Raw genomic sequence first — 18,491 nt, 5'->3', positions numbered from 1 at the left:
GATGGCTATTACCGATATCAAGGAATACGCACACCTCACCAGCGCTGATGTCGAGGAGTTGGCGCGTGAACTGGACGCCATCAGAACCGATATCGAGGAATCCCGCGGCGAGCGCGACGCCCGCTATATCCGTCGGGCAATCCAGCTGCAGCGAGCCCTGGCCGCGGGCGGTCGCATCGCGTTGTTCGCCAGCGGGAACCGGGCCGCCAGGATCGCTGGGACCGGAATGCTCGCCGCGGCAAAGATCATCGAGAACATGGAGCTTGGGCACAACATCACCCATGGGCAGTGGGACTGGATGAATGATCCGGAGATCCACTCCACCGAATGGGAATGGGATACCACCTCGCCGAGCGTGCACTGGAAGAAATCGCACAACTTCGTGCACCACAAGTACACCAATGTCGTTGGGCTGGATGACGATATCGGCTACGGCATCATGCGTTTGACCCGTGATCAGCGCTGGGAGCGGTGGATGATCGGTAACCCCGTCTACAACCTGTTGCTCGGGACGCTGTTCGAATGGGGTGTGGCCGCCCATGGTCTGGAGACGACGAAGTTCCGCAAGGGCGAGAAGTCCAAAGGCGAGGTCCTCCGCGATCTGAAAGTCATCGGTAGAAAAGTCGGCAAGCAGGTGGGCAAGGACTATGTGGTCTTCCCCGCGCTGTCCGGCCGGAACTGGAAGCACACTCTGGGTGCCAATGCCGTTGCCAATCTGATCCGCAACTACTGGTCTTACATGGTGATTTTCTGCGGCCACTTCCCCGACGGCGCAGAGAAATTCACCAAGGAGGAGTACGACGCCGAGACCCACGCCGAGTGGTATCTGCGGCAGATGCTCGGTTCGGCCAATTTCAATGCCGGCCCGGTAATGGCATTCATGAGTGGAAACCTCTGCTATCAGATCGAGCACCACCTGTTTCCCGACCTACCCAGCAACCGTTATGCGGAGATCGCGGTACGGGTGCGCGCACTCTGCGATAAGTACGACTTGCCATACACCACTGGATCTCTTGGCGGGCAGTACCTCCAGTCGTTCATGACCATTGCGAAGCTGGCACTGCCGAACAGGTTCCTTCAGGCCTCCGCGGACGACGCACCCGAGACGCACTCCGAGCTCAAGTTCCGGATCAGAGGCGGGGTCAAGGACACCTTCGGCGTCGATCCCAGCACCGGCAAGCGCCGGGGGCTTCGCACCGCGGCGCGGGAGCTCGAGGTGAGCTCGCGGTAGCGCCAGTGGCGACCGCTGAACCGGCCGAGTCGAGGGCATTTTGCGAAATCGGGGAAAACCTAGTTTTCCCCGGATATATAGTGCGGCGTGACGCACCGGATACGAGTGAAAGATGTTGAGACATTTGGTACTACCCGTCTCGGTCGCGTTCTGAAGTTTGGGACTGAGCGTCTAGGTGACGGGTCAAATTCGGCAGTGTCAGAGTCTTGCGGAAATCATTACCGTAAGGTAAACAGTCCGTGTTCACATATCGCTCAGCGGTGCGTTTCACCAGCAAGGAGGGCACACATGCCCTATGCCTGCGCCGTGAGCCGGCCCCGATTTGATCTTGACAAATCACCGGTAAATGGCCGCGTACCGTGCCATCATCAGGCTCCCCGGGAACAGCAGGAGGCCTGTTGACGCACACCTCTGTGCGCGGCCTGGTCGGCTTGGCCAGCATCGTGATTGTCGGCGCAATCGTGGCCTTGTCTGTGACCATGTTTCGGGGTGACTTCACGGATTCCGTTCCCCTGACCGTGATGTCACAGCGCGCTGGTCTGGTGATGAATCCCGACGCGAAGGTCAAACTGCTCGGCGTGCCGGTCGGCAGGGTCAGCTCGATCGAAACGCGCCCGGACGGCCAAGCCGTTATCCACCTGGAAATGGATCCCGCGCAGCTCGCTCAGATTCCCGCCAACGTGGGAGTGGATATTGCGTCTGCCACCGTGTTCGGAGCCAAGTCCGTGGATCTGGTTCCGCCTGCGGATCCCTCACCGCAGACCTTGAAGCCCGGGCAGATTCTCACCGCTGACCATGTCACCATCGAGTGGAACACCATTTTTCAGCAACTCACCAGTGTGCTGTCGAAGATTCAGCCTGAGAAGCTCAACGCGACGCTGGGCGCGATCTCCGAAGCGGTCGATGGCCGCGGCGAGAAATTCGGCCAGACGCTGACAGACTTCGACCGGTTGCTCGCCAAGCTCAACCCCAGCCTGGACAACCTGAACCATGACCTAGAGGTCGCACCTGTTGTCATCAACGCATACGCCGATGCCGCGCCGGATCTGGTAGCGACCGCCGACAATGGCGCGCAGATCAGCAAGACCCTTGTCGAGGAGCAGAACGGCCTGGATGCACTGCTGATCAGTAGCATCGGCCTGGCCGATATCGGCAATGACGTGATCGGTACGAACACAGATCAGCTCACCCAAACGCTGCATCTACTGGTACCGACATTCGACCTGACAAACCGCTACAACGCGGCCCTCACCTGTGGGCTGACGGCGTTGAACAAACTCGCGTCGGGACCGCCGTTGCAGAAACCGGGTGTGGTGCTCTCCACCGGTTTCATGATGGGACTCGAACGCTACCGCTACCCGGGCAATCTCCCGAAGGTGGCCGCAAAGGGCGGACCGCAATGCACCATGGTTGCGGACCTTCCCTTCAACGAGTCTCCGCCGTTCGTCGTGACTGACCAAGGCAGCAATCCCGCGCAGTACGGCAATCAGGGCCTGCTGTTGAATTCCGACGCGCTCAAGCAGGCATTGTTCGGACCGCTCGACGGGCCGCCGCGCAACACCTCACAGATCGGAATGCCCGGATGACGGGGTCACGGTCCGCGCTGAAATTCGGCGCGTTCGCCGTCGTGATGGTGGTGTTGACGGCGTTGCTATTCGTGACTTTCGGCCAGTACCGCACGGGTACGACGAACTCGTACTCCGCGGTGTTCACCGACGTCTCCGGTCTCAAAACCGGTGACTCGGTACGGGCCGGCGGATTGCGGGTGGGCACCGTCAACAAACTGACCATGCGACCGGACAGCACTGTCGAGGTCGGGTTCGACGCCGACCGAAATGTCGTGCTGACCACCGGCAGCAAGGCCGCAGTGCGCTATCTCAACCTGGTCGGGGACCGCTTCCTGGAACTGGCCGACGGCCCGGGATCGCCGCGGTTGATGGCCGCGGGCTCGCAGATTCCTGTCGATCGCACGACACCCGCGCTCGATCTCGATCTGCTGCTGGGCGGCCTCAAACCGGTGATCTCCGGCCTCAATCCGCAGGACGTCAATGCGCTGACCGCCTCTCTGCTTCAGATTTTCCAGGGCCAGGGCGGCACCTTGGATTCACTGCTGACGAAGACCGCCTCCTTTACCAACGATCTCGCCGCCAACAATCAGGTGATCCAACAGTTGATCGATAACCTCAACACCGTTGTGGGTGTGCTCGCCAAAGACGGCGACAAGTTTTCCAACACCATCGACCGTTTCGAGCAGTTGATCACCGGCCTGGCCAAGGATCGCGATCCGATCGGTACGGCGATCGACTCCCTCAGCGACGGCACCGCATCGATCGCCGATCTGCTGAGCAACGCGCGAGCTCCGTTGGCAGGCACCGTGAACGAACTGGGCCGGCTGGCGCCGGTGCTGGACAAGAACAAAAGTGAGCTCGACACCGCGCTGCAGAAGGCGCCAAACAACTACCGCAAGCTGGTTCGGCTCGGCGCGTACGGCAGCTTCTTGAACTACTACATCTGTGAGCTGTCGATCCGGGTCAGCGATCTGCAAGGGCGCACCGTCGTCGTTCCGTGGATCTCGCAGACGACGGGCAGGTGTGAACGGCGCTGATGCTCAAGTACCGCGCAGCCAACCTCATTCGGCCGGGAATCATCGGCGTCGTTCTCATCGTGCTGGTCATCGCCGTCGGGCTCCAGCCGTCGAAACTGATCTCCTGGGCGACGACCATTCGGCACCAGGCGTTGTTCGCTGAGGCCGGCGGACTCACCGTGGGTAACGAAGTACGGATGTCAGGCATGAATGTCGGTTCGGTATCCGATGTATCACTTCAGGGCGCCAAGGTGGCTGTCACGTTTGTCGTCGACTCCGGCGTTCGGTTGGGCTCGGAAACCACCGCGCACATCCGCACCGGCACGCTGCTGGGCCAGCGGGTTATGACTATCGAGTCGGCAGGCAGTGGCACATTGCATTCCGCTGATGTCATCCCGTTGTCGCGGACCTCATCGCCATATTCGCTGACCGAAGCGGTCAGCGACCTCACGACCAATACCGGCGGCACCGATACCGCCAATATCAATGCGTCCCTGGACACGCTGTCTGACACCCTCGATCAGATCGCGCCGCAACTGGGTCCGACGTTCGACGGGTTGACCGAATTATCGCGGTCCTTGAACAGCCGAAACGACAACCTGCGCGCATTACTCAAGGGCGCGGGTGACATCAGCGGTGTGCTGGGAAAGCGCAGCCAGCAGCTCAATACGCTGATACTCAACGCCAACGACCTCATCGGGATGCTCAACGCCCGGCGCGAGGCGATCGTCAGCCTGCTCGCGAGCGTTTCCACTGTGGCCGAACAATTGTCGGGATTGGTAGCTGATAACGAGAAGGACCTGGCTCCTGCGCTGGAGAAGCTCAATTCGGTGACAGCGATGTTGGAAAAGAACCGCGACAACATCGGCAAGGCGCTGCCGGGCCTGGCCAAGTTCGAGATCACCCAGGGCGAGTCGGTGGCCAGCGGCTTCTACTACCAATCCTATGAAGCGAACCTGTCGCCTGCGCAGACCCTTCAGCCGTTCTTCGACTACGCCTTCGGGTTCCGGCGCGGCGTCAACGCCGGACAGCCCCCGGACAACGCCGGGCCGCGGGCCGAATTCCCGCTCCCGTTCAATGGAATTCCGGGAGGCTCCCGATGAACCGGAAACGACTCGGCATCGTGTTGGCGGCCGTGCTGGTGGTCGTGTTGGCGGCGGGCTCGGCGCTCCTGATCAAAGAGAAGTTCTTTGGTCCCACCCGGATCACCGCGTACTTCACCAGTGCCACCGGGATCTATCCGGGGGACGAAGTCCGGGTCCTCGGGGTCAAAGTGGGCACGATCGCCGCCATCGAACCCGCGGGCGATCAGGCCAGGATGATCCTGGACGTCGACCCCAAGGTGTCGATTCCGGCCGACGCCAAGGCGGTGCTGGTCGCCCAGAGCCTCGTTGCCGCTCGCTATGTGCAGTTGGCGCCGGCCTACGATTCGTCGGGCCCGACGATGCGCGACGGAGCGGTGATCCCGGTTGAACGGACCGCTATTCCGGTCGAATGGGACGAAGTCAAGACTCAATTAATGCGTCTGGCAACAGATTTGGGACCACGCAGTGGCGTATCAGGTACCTCGGTCTCAAGGTTCATCGACAGCGCCGCCAACGCGTTGGACGGTAACGGCGAGAAGCTGCGTCAGACGCTGGCCGAGCTGTCCGGGGTGGGCCGGATACTTGCTGACGGCAGCGGGAACCTGGTTGACATCATCAAGAACCTGCAGCTGTTCGTCAGTGCGCTGCGCGACAGTGATGAGCAGATCGTGCAGTTCGGCGATCGATTCGCGACCTTGACCAGTGTGCTCAACGATGACCGGCCCACGCTGGATGCGGCGCTGACGAAACTGTCCTCCGCTGTGGGCGACGTGCAACGGTTCGTCTCGGGTAGCCGCGCACAGACTGTCGAACAGATTCAGCGGCTGGCGAACGTCACCCAGAATCTGGTGGACCACAAGACCGACCTCGAGAACGTTCTGCATGTGACGCCCAATGCGATCGCCAACGGTTACAACATCTACAACCCCGACACCGGAAGCATGACCGGCGGTTTCGTGCTGAACAACTTTGCCGATCCGGTGTCTTTCGCGTGCGGGTTGATCGGAGCGATCGCCGATGTCACATCTGCCGAAACCGCGAAGCTCTGTGCGCAGTACCTCGGGCCCGGATTGCGAACCGTGGGACTCAACTCCCTGCCGATCCCGTTCAATGCCTATCTCGCGCACTCACCAACCAATCTGATCTACAGCGATCCGGCCCTCGCACCCGGTGGCGCGGGGCCGGTCCCAGGCCCACCGGAGAACCCCCTGCCAATTTCGACCTACACCGGTCTGGCGGGCGATCCGTACCCGGCGCCGGGTGACGTGCCGCCGCCGTATCCGCCGGGCCCGTCCGCGCCCGAGCACCTACCGGCTTTTCCTTCACCCGCCCTGTATCCGGGAGCGCCGATACCCGGTCCGCCCCAGATCAACTCCACTATTGCGCCCGTTGCGCCGCCACCGGATGTGGCGCCCACCCTGCCAGAGATGTTGCTCCCGGCCGAAGGGGCACCGCAATCATGATCAGCAGCAAGCGCAGGTGGGTAGTGCGTATGGTCGCGCTGGGTGGCGCCGTCGCGATGGCGGCCACGGGATGTTCATTCTCCGGCCTGAATTCGTTGCCGCTGCCCGGAGCGATAGGCCGTGGTTCGGACGCGCACATCTATCATCTGCAGTTCGCTAATATCGGTACGCTGGAATCGAATTCGCCGGTCATGATCGATAACGTTGTGGTCGGCAGCGTCGGGAAGATGACCTTCTCGAACTGGCACATCGACGTCGACGTGTCTGTGAAGCCCGATACGGTCGTGCCTGGCAATGCGGTGGGCAGTATCGGTCAGACCAGTCTGCTGGGATCGATGCACGTTGCCCTGGATCCGCCGGTGGGCCAAGCGCCCAGTGGGCGGCTGGCACCTGGTGCCACTGTCCCGCTGGATCGGTCCTCGACCTACCCATCGACGGAGCAAACCTTGTCATCGCTGTCGACAGTGGTCAACGGCGGTGGTCTTGGTCAGATCGGCAACATCATCCACAACTTCAATACCGCGTTGGCGGGGCGCCAGGGTGACGTCCGTGATCTCCTGTCCCGCCTGGATGAGTTCGTCGGCATCCTGGAAACGCAGAGCGATAACCTTGTTGCCACCCTCAAGGCCCTCGACCGACTGGCAGGGACCTTCGCCGGCCAAAGCGAGGTGCTCACCCGGGTATTGAACGAGATTCCGCCCGCGATGGACGTGCTGATCAGAGAACGGCCGCGAATCACCACCGCGTTGAGCAAACTGGGCACGTTCAGTGACACCTCGACGCGACTGGTCAACAACGTGCAGGCGGATCTGGTGACCAACCTGCGCAATCTCGAGCCCACCCTTCGCGCGCTGGCCGATGTCGGGGACGGCCTCAACCATGCGATCGCTTACGCGACGGTGTTCCCGTTCGGCCAGTCCGTGATCGACGAAGGCGTGCGGGGCGATTACATGAATCTCTTCGAGACTCTCGACTTCACCGTGCCGCGGCTCAAACGGACGACCTTCCTGGGCACCCGATGGGGTCAGCAGGGAACACCGCTGGTGCCCGCGCCGGGGGAGCCGTATTACATGCAGTACACACTGGACCCACTTTCCGCTCCCGTCACACCGGCGCCGATTGCCCCGCCGCCTGCCGCGGAAACATCTGCGCCACAATCAGTTCCGCCGCCGCCGGCGGCACCCCCGACGGCGGCTGGGGCACCCATCGCGCAACCCGGTGACCCGTCGATGATCTTCGCCGGACCCTACGGTGGTGGTGGCTGATGCTCACCCGTTTCGTTCGCAGCCAGCTGATCATCTTCACCATCGTGTCGATCATCGGTGTCGCCGTCATGGTCATCGGTTATATGCAGGCACCGACACTGCTGGGGATCGGTCGCATCACCGTGAAGATGGAACTTCCGGCGGCAGGCGGCCTGTACCAGTTCAGTAATGTCACCTACCGCGGAGTGAACGTCGGCAAGGTCACCAAGGTCGAAGTCATCGACGCCAGTCACGTGGAAGCCACACTGTCCCTGGAGACGTCACCCAAGATTCCGGCCGGGCTCAAGGCACGGGTGCTCAGTCTGTCGGCCGTGGGTGAGCAGTACGTCGATCTTCAGCCCCACAATGAGTCGCCGCCGTATCTGAAGGACGGATCCGTGATCGCGATGAGCGACACGTCGGTTCCCCAGCAGGTCGGACCGATGCTCGACCAGCTGGGTTCGCTGGTCGACAGCATCCCGCAAGGGAAGCTCAGCTCACTGCTGGATGAGTCGTTCAAAGCCTTCGATGGAGCCGGTTACGACTTCAGTTCCCTGCTCGATTCGTCGTCGAAACTGGCCAACGATTTCAACGGTATCGCCGACCAGAGTCGCGCCCTTATCGATGACAGTGGCCCGTTGCTGGATTCGCAGGTCAAGAGCGTCGACGCGATCCATACCTGGGCGCGCAGCATTGCCGGAATCACCGAGCAGGTCAAAGAGAATGATCCCCAGCTGCGCACGTTGTTGAACAGCGGTCCCGGTGCACTCGACGAGGTCTCCCGGCTGCTGTCCGATGTCAAGCCCACCCTCCCGATCCTGCTGGCGAACCTCGGCACCATCGGTCAGGTCGGCGTGACATACAACGCGTCGATTGAACAGCTGCTGGTACTGCTGCCGCCGTACGTCGGTGCGACGCGGTCAGTAGCGCCGACCAACAACCCGACCGGGTTGGCGCAGGGCGATTTCGCCATCACGATTTCCGACCCACCGGCGTGCACGGTCGGCTTCCTTCCGCCGTCGTCGTGGCGTAGCCCGGCCGATGAAACCGAAATCGACACGCCTGACGGCCTGTACTGCAAACTGCCGCAGGACTCGCCGCTCGCTGTGCGTGGCGCCCGCAACTACCCGTGCATGGGCCACCCGGGCAAGCGTGCTCCGACCGTGCAGCTGTGTAACGACCCCACGGGTTTCGTGCCGTTGGCGCAACGCCAGCATGTGCTGGGACCCAGCCCATTTGACCCTAACCTGATCTCGCAGGGCATTCCGCCCGACGGCAGGGTCAACCCGGCCGAAGGCCTCTACGGACCGCTCGAAGGGACGCCGTTGCCGCCAGGTGTCGGACCGGCATTGCCCGCGGATATCACGCCGGCACCACCTGCGGCGGCCACCGATGCGACGTCCGCTGCCGCGCCGGCGGATCCTGCGCTCCCCCCGCCCGCCGCTGGGACTCTCCCGCCCGCTGCCCCGGCAGCGTTCGGCAACAACAGTTCTGGGGCTACACCGTCGATCGCGACGGCGCAGTACAACCCACAAACCGGTGCCTATATGGCCGACGACGGCCAGATGTATCGCCAGTCCGATCTCGTCACGTCGACAACAACGAAGACCTGGAAGGACCTGGTGTTGGATACACCATGATGGCTAATGGCGGTTAAGGGTTCGGGTAGGTGGGCGGTGGGGTTGCCGTCGTTGCGTGGTGCGTCGGGGCCGATGTCGGCTATTGGTGGGTTGTTCGCGATGTCGGCGGATGCGGTGAAGTTTGTTTTTGTGCGGCCGTTTCAGTGGCGGGAGTTTTTGGAGCAGTCGTGGTTTGTGGCGCGGGTGTCGTTGGCGCCGACGTTGTTGGTGGCGATTCCGTTCACGGTGTTGATTTCGTTCACCCTCAATATTTTGTTGCGGGAGTTGGGGGCCGCTGATTTGTCGGGGGCGGGTGCGGCGTTTGGTGCGGTGACCCAGGTGGGTCCGTTGGTGACGGTGTTGATCGTGGCTGGGGCGGGGGCGACGGCGATGTGTGCGGATTTGGGGTCGCGCACGATCCGCGAGGAGATCGATGCCATGGAGGTGTTGGGGATCAATCCGGTGCAGCGGTTGGTGACGCCGCGGATGTTGGCTTCGGGTTTGGTGGCGTTGTTGCTCAACAGCCTGGTCTGCATTATCGGCATTTTGGGTGGGTATTTGTTTTCGGTGTTCGTTCAGGATGTGAATCCTGGTGCGTTCGCGGCGGGGATCACGTTGTTGACCGGGGTGCCGGAGTTGATCATTTCGTGTGTGAAGGCGGCGTTGTTCGGTCTGATCGCGGGGTTGGTGGCGTGTTATCGGGGGTTGACGATCACCGGTGGTGGTGCGAAGGCGGTGGGTAACGCGGTCAACGAGACGGTGGTGTACGCGTTCATGGCGTTGTTCGTGGTCAATGTGGTGGTCACGGCCATCGGTATCCAGATGACGTCGAAGTGAGGGATCTCTGGTGACGTTACGGGCGACGTATCCGCGGTTGGCGCGGCAGTTGGATCGGCCGGTGGGCTTTTTCGCCGGTATTGGTGATCACGCTCTGTTTTATGGTCGGGCGTTGGCGGCGACCCCATTCGCGGCCACTCACTACCGCCGTGAGGTCATCCGGTTGATCGCCGAGATCTCCATGGGTGCGGGCACGTTGGCGATGATCGGCGGCACGGTCGTCATCGTCGGGTTCCTCACCCTGGCCACCGGCGGTGTCCTGGCCATCCAGGGGTACAGCTCGCTGGGCAATATCGGTATCGAAGCACTCACCGGGTTCCTGGCGGCGTTCATCAACGTCCGTATCAGTGCGCCGATCGTGGCCGGGATCGGGTTGGCCGCCACCTTCGGGGCCGGGGTGACCGCGCAGTTGGGGGCGATGCGGATCAACGAGGAGATCGACGCCCTGGAATCGATGGGTATCCGCCCGGTCGAATACCTGGTGTCGACGCGGATTGTGGCCGGGATGATCGCGATCACCCCGCTGTACTCGATCGCGGTGATCTTGTCGTTTCTGGCGTCGCAGTTCACCACGGTGGTGTTGTTAGGTCAGTCCGGCGGGCTCTATGAGCATTACTTCAACACGTTTTTGAATCCGATCGATTTGTTGTGGTCGTTTCTGCAGGCCATCTTGATGGCACTGGCCATCCTGCTCATCCACACCTATTTCGGCTATTTCGCCACCGGCGGCCCGTCCGGGGTCGGCGTCGCGGTCGGTAACGCGGTGCGTACCTCGCTGATCGTGGTCGTCTCGGTGACCCTGCTGATCTCACTGGCCATCTACGGCTCCAACGGCAACTTCAACCTGTCAGGCTGATCGCCGCCAATTCGGCAGCGCCGCCTATCGTTGCCGGAGTGTCCGAACAGTCCCCAGCCGAGTCGCCCGACGTACGCGAGCTACGCGCGCGTCTAGACGGACTGACGATCCGCGACGCCGCAAGGCTTGGTCGTCGACTCCGCGGGAGTAATCCCGCAGCGCTGGCGAAGCTGACCGAGCAGTTCACCACCGCCGAGGCCCTGGTCGCCACCCGGTTGGCCGCTGTCCCCGCGATCACCTACCCCGACCTGCCGGTCAGTGACTTGCGGCACGAGATCGCGACGGTGATTCGCGAGAACCAGGTTGTTGTCGTCGCAGGGGAGACGGGATCGGGCAAGACCACCCAGCTGCCGAAGATCTGCCTGGAACTCGGTCGCGGGATTCGTGGCACCATCGGCCACACTCAGCCGCGGCGGATAGCCGCCCGCACGGTGGCCCAGCGCATTGCCGACGAACTGCACACCCCGCTGGGCGAGACGGTGGGCTACACGGTCCGCTTCAACGACCACGCCAGCGACCGCACCCTGATCAGGCTGATGACCGACGGCATTCTGCTCGCCGAGATTCAGCGCGACCGCCGGCTGCTGCGTTACGACACCCTGATCCTGGACGAGGCCCACGAGCGCAGCCTCAACATCGACTTCCTGCTGGGCTATCTACGCGAACTCCTGCCGCGCCGGCCGGACCTCAAGGTGATCGTCACCTCAGCGACCATCGAGCCCGGTCGCTTCGCTGAGCATTTCGGCGGCGCACCGATCGTCGAAGTCTCCGGCCGTACCTACCCGGTGGAGATCAGGTATCGGCCATTGGAGGTGGCGGCGTCATCAGATGATGACGACGCCGATCCGGATGACCCCGACCACGAGATCGTGCGCACCGAAGTCAGGGACCAGACCGAGGCGATCGTCGATGCGGTGCGCGAGCTGGAGGCCGAACCGCCCGGGGACGTGCTCGTCTTCCTCTCGGGTGAACGCGAGATCCGCGATACGGCGGAAGCCTTGCGGGGCGTCGTCAAGAATACCGAGATCCTTCCGCTGTATGCGCGTCTCCCGACCGCCGAGCAACAGCGTGTTTTCGAACCGTCCCACACCGGCCGACGGGTCGTCCTCGCCACCAACGTCGCGGAGACGTCGCTGACCGTGCCTGGCGTGCGCTACGTCGTCGACCCTGGCTCCGCCCGAATCTCGCGCTACAGCCGCCGCACCAAGGTGCAGCGGCTGCCGATCGAACCTATTTCGCAGGCCTCGGCCGCCCAGCGGGCGGGCCGGTCGGGGCGGGTGGCGCCCGGCGTCTGCATTCGCCTCTATTCGGAAGCGGATTTCGAGGCCCGGCCGCGCTATACCGACCCCGAAATTCTGCGCACCAACCTGGCCGCGGTGATCCTGCAGATGGCCTCGCTGCAGCTGGGCGATATCGAGGCTTTTCCTTTTCTCGACCCGCCGGATCAACGCAGCATCCGCGACGGTGTGCAGCTGCTGCAGGAACTCGGTGCCTTCGACTCCGGCGGCGCCATCACCGAGTTGGGGCGGAGACTGGCCCAGCTTCCGCTGGACCCTCGAATCGGCCGGATGATCCTGGCCGCCGACGCCGAGGGATGCGTGCGCGAAGTGCTGGTGCTGGCGGCCGCGCTGTCCATTCCCGACCCGCGGGAGCGGCCGACCGAACGCGAGGAGGCCGCACGGCAGAAGCATGCCCGCTTCGCCGATGAGCACTCCGATTTCGTTTCCTACCTTAACCTTTGGCGGTATCTGCGAGAGCAGCGCACCGAGCGCTCGGGTAGTTCGTTCCGACGAATGTGCCGCGACGAGTTCCTGCATTACCTGCGGATCCGGGAATGGCAGGATCTGACGGGGCAGCTGCGCAGCATCGCACGCGATCTCGGCATTCGCGAGTCTGGCGATGAGGAGCCGGCCGATCCGGCCCGGGTACATGCGGCGCTGGTGGCCGGTCTGCTCTCGCATATCGGTCTGCGGGAAGGTGATTCACGCGAATACGCCGGTGCGCGTAACTCGAAGTTCGTGCTGGCACCGGGCTCGGTGCTGACCAAACGCCCGCCGCGCTGGATCGTCGTCGCCGATCTGGTGGAGACCAGCCGGCTCTATGGCCGGATCGCGGCCCGTATCGAACCGGAGGCTGTCGAACGTATTGCCGGTGATCTCCTCAAGCGCAATTACAGTGAACCACATTGGGATTCGCAGCGCGGTGCAGTGATGGCCTGGGAGCGGGTGACCCTCTATGGACTACCGCTGGTGCCCCGTCGTCGCATTGGCTACGCCGATATCGACCCGGAAGCGGCCAGGGATATGTTCATCCGCAACGCCCTCGTCGAGGGTGACTGGCAGACCAAGCATCACTTCTATCGCGATAACACGCAGTTACGGGAGGAGCTCGCCGAGCTGGAAGAGCGGGCGCGACGCCGAGATCTGCTGGTCGGCGACGAAGAGATCTACGCCTTCTACGATAAACGCGTCCCGGCCGACGTGGTGTCCGCCCGGCACTTCGACGGCTGGTGGAAGAAGCAGCGGCACCGCACCCCAGAGCTACTCACCTTCACCCGAGATGATCTGCTGCGCAACGATACTGCTGCAGCCGATCAACCCGATTCCTGGCGGGCGGGTGACCTGACGCTGCCCGTGACGTACCGATTCGAGCCGACGGCCGAGGATGACGGGGTCACGGTGCATGTGCCGGTCGAGGTGCTGGCCCGGCTCGGCGGTAACGAATTTTCCTGGCAGGTGCCTGCCCTACGCGAAGAACTGGTCACTGCCCTCATCCGATCATTGCCAAAGGAATTGCGCCGCAACTTCGTTCCCGCCCCGGATTCGGCCCGCGCCGTCCTCGCCACGATCGAGCCTGGGCCGGAACCGCTGTTGGAATCTGTGCAGCGGGCGCTACAACGACTCTCCGGGGTGCTCGTGCCGATCGGAGCTTTCGACCTGGACAAGCTGCCGCCGCACCTTCGGGTGACGTTCGCCGTCGAAGCCGCCGACGGCACCGAGATGGCGCGCGGGAAAGACCTGGAGGCGCTGCAGGAGAAGCTCGCCGCCCCGATCCGCCAGGCCGTCGCACAGGCCGTGGCCGGGGGATGGGAACGGACCGGTCTGCGCACATGGCCCGATGACCTCGAAACATTGCCGCGTGCGGTGGAATCCAGTAACGGCGGGCGGGCCGTGCGGGGCTTCCCCGCCCTGGTCGATGCGGGTTCGACGGTGGAGATCCGGGTTTTCGCCACGGCGACCGAGCAGGCGGCGGCCATGCCCAGCGGCACCAGCAGGCTCCTTCGGCTGTCGGTGACATCGCCGCTCAAAGCTGTTGAGCGCGCGCTCGATACCCGCACTCGGCTAGTCCTCGGATCGAACCCGGACGGTTCACTGGCCGCGCTGCTCGATGACTGCGCCGACGCCGCGGTGGCCGTGCTGGCGCCGGGATCGGCGTGGACCAAGACAGAATTCGGCGCCCTGGGGGAGCGGGTCGCGGCCAATCTGGTGCCGACGACCCTCGATATCGTCAACCGCGTGCAAAAGGTGCTAGCCGCGGCCCATGAGGTGGAATTGGCGCTGCCGGCCACGCCGCCGCCCGCTCATGCCGAGGCGATCGCCGATATCCGTGCGCAGTTCGACAGGCTGCTGCCCGTCGGTTTCGTCACTGCTACCGGCGCCACTCATCTGACCGACCTCACCAGGTATCTGACCGCGATCGTCCGTCGCCTGGACACCTTGCCGCGTGGCGTGGCTGCCGACCAGGAGCGGATGCAGCGGGTACATGCGGTGCAACACGAACTCGACGACCTGGTGCGCGCGCTGGCGCCGGGACGGGCGGCGGCGGCCGATATCCGCGAAATCGCAAGGCAAATCGAGGAATTGCGGGTCAGCCTGTGGGCCCAGCAGCTGGGCACCCCGCGGCCGGTCAGCGAGCAGCGCATCTACCGGGCCATCGACGCGGTCAGCGCCTAGCGGGCCTTCAGCGTTGGCCCCAACGCCCGAGCAGGTGGGCTGCCTCGTCGCGCAGCCGATACACCGTATCGGCCGCCGACTGTGTGGCGGTCAGGCTCGCGACGCCCTGCCCGGCGTTGATGGACGTCTCTTGGTCGCGCAGAACACGTTCCGGCAGATGTGGCGGCCATGGGTATCCTGCGGCGATATCGAACTCGCGGGTGAGCACCGTATCGGTATCGCTGGCGGCGAACATCGCCTGCCGCGTCTGCTCGGAGGCCAGCGATTCGGTGCAGGCCGCGAACGCCGTACCCAGCCACGCCCCGGCCGCCCCGGCAGCCAGCACCGCGGCCAACCCGCGCCCCGACGAGATCCCGCCGGCAGCGAGCACGGGAACTGACACCTCATCGAGGACGGCAGCCAAGAGCGGTAGCGTGCCGATCCGAGGTTCGCCGTGCCCGCCGCCCTCCGCTCCGCGGGCGACGATCGCGTCGACCCCCGCCGCGACGGCCCGCCGTGCGCTACGAAGATCGGCGATCTGCGTCACCGCGACAATTCCGGCATCGCGGACCACCCCGACCCAGTCCCAGGTGTCGGCGAAACTGACCGAGATCAGCGCAGGTGCGGCGGCCACAGCGGTGGGCAACAGGAGTGGATCGCGCGCCATCGAGACATCCACCAGGCCGATGCCGAACGGCCTCCCGAGCCCGGCGACATGCTCGAGGTGAGCTGTCAGCTGTGACGCCGAGCCCGCGCTACCCATCCCGATCATGCCGAGTCCGCCGGCGCGGGTGATCGCCGCAGCCAAAGCGCCGCCGGCCACCCCGCCCATCGGAGCGTTCACGATCGGCACGTCGAGCCCCATCGTGCGCGACCATTCGGTGGATATGTCCATCAGCCCTGCTCGTCGACGTATCGCAACAGAGCCGGATCCGACGACGTGAACTGATCGACCTCTTCCCCGCCATCGCAGGTACAGAGGCTCACGGTGACCGAGTCGGAGCGGCGGGCAATCACCCGCCAGATGGCACCGGCGTCGGTCCATCGCGCAAGCGCGGCGACTCGATCGTCACCTGGCACGTCCTGCATGCGAATCTCCGGTTATCTCTCGGCAGCGTTCGTGCGAAGCCGGGCCGCCAGGTACGGCGCGGTCCGGCTCTCCCCAACCGCCGCCACCTCTGCCGGAGTTCCTTGTGCGACAACGCGTCCGCCGTCGTCACCCGCACCGGGGCCGAGGTCGATCACCCGGTCCGCACCCGCGACCACGCCCATATCGTGTTCGGCCACGACCACCGTGTTACCGGCGTCAACGAGCCGGTGCAGCTGCTGCTCCAGTAATTCGACATCGGCCGGGTGCAGCCCCGTCGTGGGTTCGTCGAGGACGTACACCGTGTGCCCGCGGCGGGCCCGCTGCAACTCAGATGCCAGCTTGATCCGCTGGGCCTCGCCGCCGGACAGTTCGGTGGCGGGTTGCCCGAGGCGCAGATACCCCAACCCGACCTCGCGCAGTGTGGTCAGGCTCCTGGCGGCGCCCGGCAGGTCAGCAAGGAACTCGGCGGCGTCGTCCACCGTCATCGCCAGAACATCGGCGATCGTGCGGTCGCGGTACCGCACCTCGAGCGTCTCGTCGGAGTACCGGGCGCCGTGGCAGGTCGGACAGACCCCGTAGGTTCCCGGCAGGAAGAGCAGCTCGACAGCGACGAAACCTTCACCCTGGCAGGTGGGACAGCGCCCCTGCGCCACGTTGAACGAGAACCGGCCGGCCGTCCACCCACGGCGGCGGGCTTCGTCGGTCGCGGCGAACACGCGTCGCACCGCGTCGAACATGCCGGTATAGGTGGCCAGGTTCGAGCGCGGAGTTCGCCCGATCGGTCGCTGATCAACCGTGACCAACCGGTCGATCGCCTCGACACCGTCGGCCCGCACACCGGCGCTCGCATCCTGGTCGAGGTCTGCGATCCCGGCGTCCTGCTCTTCCTGGTCCGGCTCGTCGCTATCAGGCTCGGCACCCAGATGGCGGTTGATGACATCGCCGAGAACCTTGCACACCAGCGTGGACTTACCGGAGCCGGACACCCCGGTGACCGCCGTGAAGACCCCCAGCGGGATGTCCACATCGAGGTCGCGCAGGTTGTGGAAGGCGATGCCGCGCAGCGCCAAGGTGCCCGATGGTTCCCGGATCGGTCGCGAAGGCCTTGCGGCAGTGTTGAACAGGTACTTCCTGGTGACCGAATCCGGAATCTGTGCCAGGCCGTCGACCGGCCCGCTGTAGAGGACGCGTCCGCCGAGTTCACCGGCACCTGGTCCGACGTCGACGATCCAGTCTGCGCGGCGCACCACATCCATATCGTGTTCGACGACGAACAGTGAATTACCCGCTCGGCGAAGGCGATCCAGCACCTCCAGCAGCGGCTCGGCGTCGGCGGGATGCAGACCCGCGGACGGCTCGTCCAAAACGTAGAGGACACCGAAAAGGCCTGCCCGCAGCTGGGTGGCCAGCCGCAGGCGCTGCAACTCACCCGGTGACACCGTCGGGGTGCGGCGGTGCAGGCTCAGATAGCCAAGCCCAAGGTCGATCAACACCTGAATACGCGCCAGCAAGTCGGTGGCGATCAGGGTGGCGACTTCGGTCAGCTCGCCGGATTCCGTTGACTCGTAGGCTGCTTCGGCGTCGGTTCGGTCAGCTGCGGGCCGCAGCGCCGCAGCGAGATCGGTCAATGCCATCGCGCCGTAGTCGGCGATGGTGAGGCCGGCGAAGGTGACGGCGAGTGCTTCGGGCCGGAGGCCCGCGCCGTGGCAGACCGGACAGTCGACGCTATCGACGAATTGCAGCACCCGCCTTCGCATCATCGCGCTCTGGGAGTTCGCCAGGGTATGCCTGACATGCCGCTCCGCACTGGAGAAGGTGCCGTTGTAGTAATAGTCGGCCGTGACGGCGGCCCGGTTCGGATGGATCTCGACCGTCGGTTGCTCGTCGGTGAAAAGGATCCAATCACGTTGTCGCTTAGGTAGTTTTCGCCACGGCTTGTCGATGTTGTACCCGAGGGTGATCAAGATGTCGCGCAGGTTCTGGCCCTGCCAGGCACCAGGCCAGGCAGCCACGGCGCCTTCGCGGATCGTCAACGACGGATCGGGCACCAGGGTCTCCTCGCTGACCTGGTGAATCCGGCCGAGGCCGTGGCACTGCGGGCAGGCTCCCACCGCGGTGTTGGAGGAGAAGGCGTCGGAATCCAGTCGTTCGGTCGCGCCAGGGGGATAGGTTCCGGCCCGGGAGAACAACATTCGCAGCAGGTTCGACAGTGTGGTGACCGTGCCGACCGTCGACCGTGAGGTGCCTGAGCCCCGCCGTTGCTGCAATGCCACCGCGGGTGGGAGTCCGGTGATGTCATCGACCTTCGGCGCACCGGCGGGTAACAGCAGCCGGCGAGCATAGGGGGCGACGGATTCGAAGTAGCGACGCTGCGCTTCGGCGTAGATGGTGCCGAAGGCCAACGACGACTTGCCCGAGCCCGACACCCCGGTGAAGGCGACGAAGGCATCGCGGGGAGCGGCCACGTCGACCGCTTGCAGGTTGTGCACCCGGGAACCACTGACCCGTACATACGCGTCGAGTTCACCATCGGATGCGCTCATCTGACCA

At 64.2% G+C, this 18,491-nt stretch carries 13 protein-coding genes; 10 read left to right on the top strand and 3 right to left on the bottom strand.

What is annotated here, in order from left to right; translation table 11 throughout:
• The first annotated feature begins 1 nt into the window (after position 1).
• The 10 genes from ADBZ9O_RS01360 to hrpA all read left to right on the top strand — a co-directional run bounded on the left by ADBZ9O_RS01360 (position 2) and on the right by hrpA (position 14,872).
• Positions 2 to 1,231, top strand: coding sequence for a fatty acid desaturase family protein (locus ADBZ9O_RS01360; RefSeq protein WP_526527691.1), 1,230 nt, complete (start codon positions 2 to 4; stop codon positions 1,229 to 1,231).
• Between the two features lie 398 nt (positions 1,232 to 1,629).
• Positions 1,630 to 2,817 carry an MCE family protein gene (locus ADBZ9O_RS01355; protein WP_526527690.1) on the top strand — a complete coding sequence of 396 codons (1,188 nt, stop codon included), beginning with the start codon at positions 1,630 to 1,632 and terminating at the stop codon, positions 2,815 to 2,817.
• A complete protein-coding gene (locus ADBZ9O_RS01350; protein WP_526527689.1) occupies positions 2,814 to 3,836 on the top strand; it encodes an MCE family protein in 1,023 nt (340 codons plus the stop codon). The genes ADBZ9O_RS01355 and ADBZ9O_RS01350 overlap by 4 nt, the downstream gene beginning before the upstream one ends.
• Positions 3,836 to 4,918 carry an MCE family protein gene (locus tag ADBZ9O_RS01345; protein WP_526527688.1) on the top strand — a complete coding sequence of 361 codons (1,083 nt, stop codon included), beginning with the start codon at positions 3,836 to 3,838 and terminating at the stop codon, positions 4,916 to 4,918. The genes ADBZ9O_RS01350 and ADBZ9O_RS01345 overlap by 1 nt, the downstream gene beginning before the upstream one ends.
• Positions 4,915 to 6,363, top strand: coding sequence for an MCE family protein (locus ADBZ9O_RS01340; protein WP_526527687.1), 1,449 nt, complete (start codon positions 4,915 to 4,917; stop codon positions 6,361 to 6,363). The genes ADBZ9O_RS01345 and ADBZ9O_RS01340 overlap by 4 nt, the downstream gene beginning before the upstream one ends.
• On the top strand, positions 6,360 to 7,628 hold the full coding sequence (locus ADBZ9O_RS01335; RefSeq protein ID WP_526527686.1) for an MCE family protein: 1,269 nt from the start codon (positions 6,360 to 6,362) through the stop codon (positions 7,626 to 7,628). The genes ADBZ9O_RS01340 and ADBZ9O_RS01335 overlap by 4 nt, the downstream gene beginning before the upstream one ends.
• Positions 7,628 to 9,247: an MCE family protein gene (locus ADBZ9O_RS01330; protein ID WP_526527685.1), complete on the top strand. Its 1,620-nt coding sequence runs from the start codon at positions 7,628 to 7,630 to the stop codon at positions 9,245 to 9,247. The genes ADBZ9O_RS01335 and ADBZ9O_RS01330 overlap by 1 nt, the downstream gene beginning before the upstream one ends.
• A gap of 6 nt (positions 9,248 to 9,253) precedes the next feature.
• Positions 9,254 to 10,063, top strand: a complete 810-nt coding sequence (locus ADBZ9O_RS01325; protein WP_526527684.1) for an MlaE family ABC transporter permease — start codon at positions 9,254 to 9,256, stop codon at positions 10,061 to 10,063.
• A 10-nt stretch (positions 10,064 to 10,073) separates the two neighbouring features.
• On the top strand, positions 10,074 to 10,919 hold the full coding sequence (locus tag ADBZ9O_RS01320) for an MlaE family ABC transporter permease (protein ID WP_526527683.1): 846 nt from the start codon (positions 10,074 to 10,076) through the stop codon (positions 10,917 to 10,919).
• 38 nt (positions 10,920 to 10,957) lie between these two features.
• On the top strand, positions 10,958 to 14,872 hold the full coding sequence (hrpA, locus tag ADBZ9O_RS01315) for an ATP-dependent RNA helicase HrpA (protein ID WP_526527682.1): 3,915 nt from the start codon (positions 10,958 to 10,960) through the stop codon (positions 14,870 to 14,872).
• Between the two features lie 7 nt (positions 14,873 to 14,879).
• On the opposite strand, the gene ADBZ9O_RS01310 is transcribed toward hrpA, so the two are convergent.
• From ADBZ9O_RS01310 to ADBZ9O_RS01300, 3 genes are read right to left on the bottom strand one after another with little or no spacing between them, the layout of a single operon-like run.
• Entirely contained in the window at positions 14,880 to 15,746 is an 867-nt protein-coding gene (locus ADBZ9O_RS01310; RefSeq protein WP_526527681.1) for a nitronate monooxygenase, read from the bottom strand.
• Entirely contained in the window at positions 15,746 to 15,940 is a 195-nt protein-coding gene (locus ADBZ9O_RS01305) for a hypothetical protein (protein WP_526527680.1), read from the bottom strand. The genes ADBZ9O_RS01310 and ADBZ9O_RS01305 overlap by 1 nt, the downstream gene beginning before the upstream one ends.
• A gap of 12 nt (positions 15,941 to 15,952) precedes the next feature.
• Positions 15,953 to 18,484 carry an excinuclease ABC subunit UvrA gene (locus ADBZ9O_RS01300; RefSeq protein WP_526527679.1) on the bottom strand — a complete coding sequence of 844 codons (2,532 nt, stop codon included), beginning with the start codon at positions 18,482 to 18,484 and terminating at the stop codon, positions 15,953 to 15,955.
• Positions 18,485 to 18,491: the final 7 nt, after the last annotated feature.

The sequence above is a fragment of the Mycobacterium sp. genome (genome assembly GCF_965229105.1).
Taxonomy (GTDB): Bacteria; Actinomycetota; Actinomycetes; order Mycobacteriales; family Mycobacteriaceae; genus Mycobacterium.
This window is presented reverse-complemented; position numbering and strand designations above follow the sequence as displayed.